This window comes from Streptomyces capoamus (genome assembly GCF_014654935.1).
Taxonomy (GTDB): Bacteria; Actinomycetota; Actinomycetes; order Streptomycetales; family Streptomycetaceae; genus Streptomyces; species Streptomyces capoamus.
The window spans coordinates 38,435-42,586 of the sequence record NZ_BNBF01000040.1; the positions used below are offsets into that span (position 1 = coordinate 38,435).

A 4,152-nucleotide genomic window follows, 5' to 3' on the forward strand; every position below is an offset into this window, starting at 1 on the left:
CCACCGCCGTGCACCCAGACGTCGGAACCGGCCGGGCTCGGCTCCACCGCGATGATCCGCTGGGCGGCCCGCGCCAGCAGCTCCCGGTCGTGCGAGACGAACAGCACGGTCTTGCCGGTCTCCCCGAGCCGTTCCTCCAGCCACCGTTTGCCCGGTACGTCCAGGTAGTTGTCGGGCTCGTCCAGCAGGAGCACCTCGTCGGGACCACGCAGCAGCGCCTCCAGGACGAGCCGCTTCTGTTCACCGCCCGAGAGGGTGCGGATCTGACGCCACTGCGCCTTCTCGTACGGCACGCCGAGCGCGGCCATGGTGCACATGTCCCACAGGGTCTCCGCCTCGTAGCCGCGTGCCTCCGCCCAGTCGGCCAGGGCCTGGGCGTACTTCATCTGGGCGGTCTCGTCGTCCACCGTCATGATCAGGTGCTCGGCAGCGTCCACGGCCTGCGCGGCCCGCCGGATGCGCGGCGGCGCCACCGACACCAGCAGGTCGCGGACCGTGCTCTCGTCCCGCACCGAACCGACGAACTGCCGCATCACCCCGACACCGCCGCTCGACGTGACGGTGCCGCCGTGCGGCTTGAGTTCGCCGGACAGCAGACGCAACAGGGTCGTCTTGCCGGCGCCGTTCGCGCCGACCAGGGCCGCCACCGCTCCCTCGCCCACCCGGAACGACACGTCGCCGAGGAGGGCGCGCCCGTCGGGCAGGTGGTACTCGAGGTGAGAGGCCTCCAGATGTCCCATCTTCGCTGTGTCCTTGTCTGCTGTACGGATACCGGCACGGGTGCGCCGGCGCGCTCCGCGGGCGGGCGGTTCCCGGACCACCGTGCCAGGTGGGCCCGGTCGACGGCTGCTGATTATTTTTCGGGCAGCCGGAGCCCGGGCGTCCCCCGGGACCTCCGGGGCGGGGAGCGGTCGTGCGCCGGCCGGGTCCGCGAACCGGTGGCGTACGGCGAAGGCGACGGCGGCGCTCGCCGGCAGGGCGGCGACCGCGGCGACACTCCGACGCTTCCGTCCTTGTCCCTGTCGGCGATCTTCTCGAAGTTCTCGAAGTCGGGGCGCGCCGTTGTTGTCCCGGAGCCATTCTGGGAACTCTGGTGAGCGCCGGGGGGGGGGGGGACAGCCGACGAGAAAGGCCGGGGTCATGCGGGAGTCGTCGCAGCGAGTCACGGTCGTGGCTCTCCTGGCGGATCCGGACGCACCGACGGAGATCGCGCAGCGCGTGGCCCGGGTGCTTCCCGCTCGACTCGCCGACAAGTCGGGCGGGCGACGGTTCGAGGTCAAGGTGGTCAGTGAGCCGTTCACCGCGGGGACCGAGGACCTGTCGACATTGACGCGCCGGATCATGGACCGCAGGCGTGCGGAGCGTTGGGACATCGTCGTCGCCCTCACCGATCTTCCGCTGCACTCGCACGGGCACAAACTCGTGGTGGATCTGAGCCATGAGCACGGCTTGGCGCTGCTGTCCCTCCCGTCGCTGGGGGGCCTGCGATTTCGGAGAAAGGCCCTGCGGGCGGTGGAGGAGACCGTGCTCAGCCTGGCGAGTCAGCAAGCCACTGCAGCCGGGGAACCTGCGCAGCGCCAGCCGCTGGGACGCTTCGTCAGCCGTCTTGCGCCTGTTCACCGGGGCCCGATCGGTGAGGGGGAGACCGCCGATCTGCGGTACGTCGTCAGCGGGCCGGGCGGTTGCCTGCAGGTCCTCGGCGGTATGGTTCGCGCCAATCAGCCCTGGCGGTTGGTGCCGGGCCTGTCGAAAGCCCTTGCGGCCGCCCTTGCCACGGGAGCCATCGCCACCGTGAACTCCACCCTCTGGAGTCTGTCCGAGGCGCTGAGCACGGTGCGCCTTGTGATCGCCATGGTCGGTTCCATCGTGCTCATGATCGGCTGGTTGATCGTGGACGCGCACCTGTGGCATCGCGCAACGGACGACTCGGCGGAGGAGAGGAAGAGGACGACTCTCTACAACGCGTCCACGGTCGTGACCGTCGGTATCGGCGTGGTCGTCTGTTACGCGGGTCTGCTGGTCATCAGCATGGTGTGGGCGCTGTTCATCCTCAACGAACAAGTCTTCGCCTCGATGACACGGACCCCCCTGCAGGCCACGGAGTACTGGACGCTGTCCTGGTTCGTCGCTTCGATCGCCACGGTGGGCGGCGCCCTGGGATCCGGTCTGGAGAGCGACAAGGCGATCCGGGCAGCCGCCTTTTCCAAGCGGGAACAGGAACGTCGCCGCATGGCGGACGACCACGACGACTAGCCGGTGACCCGAGCCGGAGACCTGCCTCGGACCGGTGGCCGTCCGCGTACGGAAAGTCCCGATCGACCGGCGAAGAGCCGTTTCGCGTGGAAACCGACGGGGACCCGCACCGCACACCGCCGGAGTGCTGAGGCCCCGCCGAGCAGGCCGGCGGCGGAACCACCGTCCCACCTGATCCGGGTGAACGGCCCACGGAGGCGTGCCGGAGCCACGGACCCCGTCACGGCAACCACCGGAGTCGGGCTCGTTGCCTACCGGGAGTCGGGCTCGTTGCGCCGTCTCATCATCGCCGTGCCGCGGTCATGCCGCGACACCGAGGGAAGTCATCATGAAGGCAGCGGTATACGAAGGACCGCGAACGGTCACAGTGAAGGACGTACCGGACGCGAAGATCGAACACCCCTGCGACATCATCGTCAAGATCACCACCACCAACATCTGTGGTTCCGACCTGCACATGTACGAGGGCCGCACCTCGTTCGAGTCGGGCCGCACCCTCGGTCACGAGAACCTGGGTCAGGTCGTGGAGGTCGGCTCGGCCGTCCGCAAGGTCCAGGTCGGCGAGTACGTGGTCCTGCCCTTCAACATCGCCTGTGGCTTCTGCAAGCAGTGCGAGCAGGGCCTGACCAACTACTGCCTGACCATGCAGCCCGAACCCGCCCTCGCCGGAGCCGCCTACGGGTTCGCCGACATGGGCCCCTACCAGGGCGGCCAGGCGGAACTGCTGCGCGTGCCCTACGGCGACTTCAACGCGCTGCGTCTGGGCGAGGACGCCGCCGAGCGGCAGACCGACTACGTGATGCTCGCCGACATCTTCCCCACCGGCTATCACGCCACCGAGATGGCCCACGTCAAGCCGGGCGACCAGACCATCGTCTTCGGGGCCGGTCCCGTCGGGCTGATGGCGACCTACTCCGCCCTCCTCAAGGGCGCCGGCCGCGTCTGGACGGCCGACCACCAGCCCGACCGGCTGCGCAAGGCGGAGGAACTCGGGGCCATCCCCATCAACACCGCCGAACAGGACCCGGCGGAGGTCGTCAAGGAGGCCACCCTCGGTCTGGGCGCCGACAACGGCTGCGAATGCGTCGGCTACCAGGCACACGACCCCCAGGGGAACGAGGACGCCAGCCTCACGCTCAACGGCCTGATCGACTCGGTCAGGTTCACCGGCCACATCGGCGTGGTGGGCGTGTTCCTGCCCCAGGACCCCGGTGGCGAGGAGGCCCAGGGAGAGCTGGAGGCCCAGGGCAAGGTCCCGATCGACTTCGGCCTGATGTGGTTCAAGGGCCAGCACATGGGAACCGGGCAGGCACCGGTGAAGAAGTACAACCGGGCCCTGCGGGACCTGATCGCCGGCGGGAAGGCGGAGCCGAGCTTCGTCGTCTCCCACGAATTGAGCCTCGACGAGGCCCCCACCGCCTACGAGCACTTCGACGCCCGCGACGACGGCTGGACCAAGGTCGTCCTCCATCCCGACGGCCACGGCAACGGCCACAAGCGGTAGGGAGCACAGGGCCGCCGCCCGCCTGCGCGGCGTCCGGCCCCGGCTCCGGCCGGGGTCGGACGGGCAGCCGTCGCCTGCGCTCCTCAGCCCTGCCACGCCGGTCGGTGACGGAAGCCGAGGATTGACTGCGGTCCACGCGGAAACTCCGCCGTTGTCCACTCCGCACCTTTCACCTCGTTCGAGTGGCCCGCCTTCCGTTCACCTCACCGCACGTGGGGAGCACTTGATGAAGACAGACACACGTTCCACCTCCCGCCTCCGGCACGATCCGCTCGTGCGCGGTCTCGGCTGGGCCAGTGCGGCCCTGGGCGTGCCCCAGGTCGTCGCCCCGGGGGGCTTCGCCCGGGCCCTGGGCGTCGGCGACGCCTTCCGGCACCGCTCCGCCACGACCGCCG

The 4,152-nt window shown here is 69.8% G+C and carries 3 protein-coding genes; 2 read left to right on the plus strand and 1 reads right to left on the minus strand.

What is annotated here, in order from left to right; all coding sequences use genetic code 11:
- Nucleotides 1-740, minus strand: a 740-nt coding sequence (locus tag IE312_RS43360) for an ATP-binding cassette domain-containing protein (RefSeq protein WP_229900857.1), incomplete at its 3' end; no start/stop codon positions are given.
- A gap of 430 nt (nt 741-1,170) precedes the next feature.
- On the opposite strand from IE312_RS43360, the gene IE312_RS36015 reads away from it, so the two are divergent.
- Nucleotides 1,171-2,253 carry a hypothetical protein gene (locus IE312_RS36015; RefSeq protein WP_229900858.1) on the plus strand — a complete coding sequence of 361 codons (1,083 nt, stop codon included), beginning with the start codon at nt 1,171-1,173 and terminating at the stop codon, nt 2,251-2,253.
- A gap of 328 nt (nt 2,254-2,581) precedes the next feature.
- Nucleotides 2,582-3,757, plus strand: a complete 1,176-nt coding sequence (locus IE312_RS36020) for a glutathione-independent formaldehyde dehydrogenase (RefSeq protein WP_189986540.1) — start codon at nt 2,582-2,584, stop codon at nt 3,755-3,757.
- Nucleotides 3,758-4,152 lie beyond the last annotated feature (395 nt).

Bases quoted from the DNA above. Each gene is read 5' to 3' on its own strand.
- IE312_RS36020 (WP_189986540.1), top strand. From the start codon at position 2,582: ATGAAGGCAGCGGTATACGAAGGACCGCGAACGGTCACAGTGAAGGAC.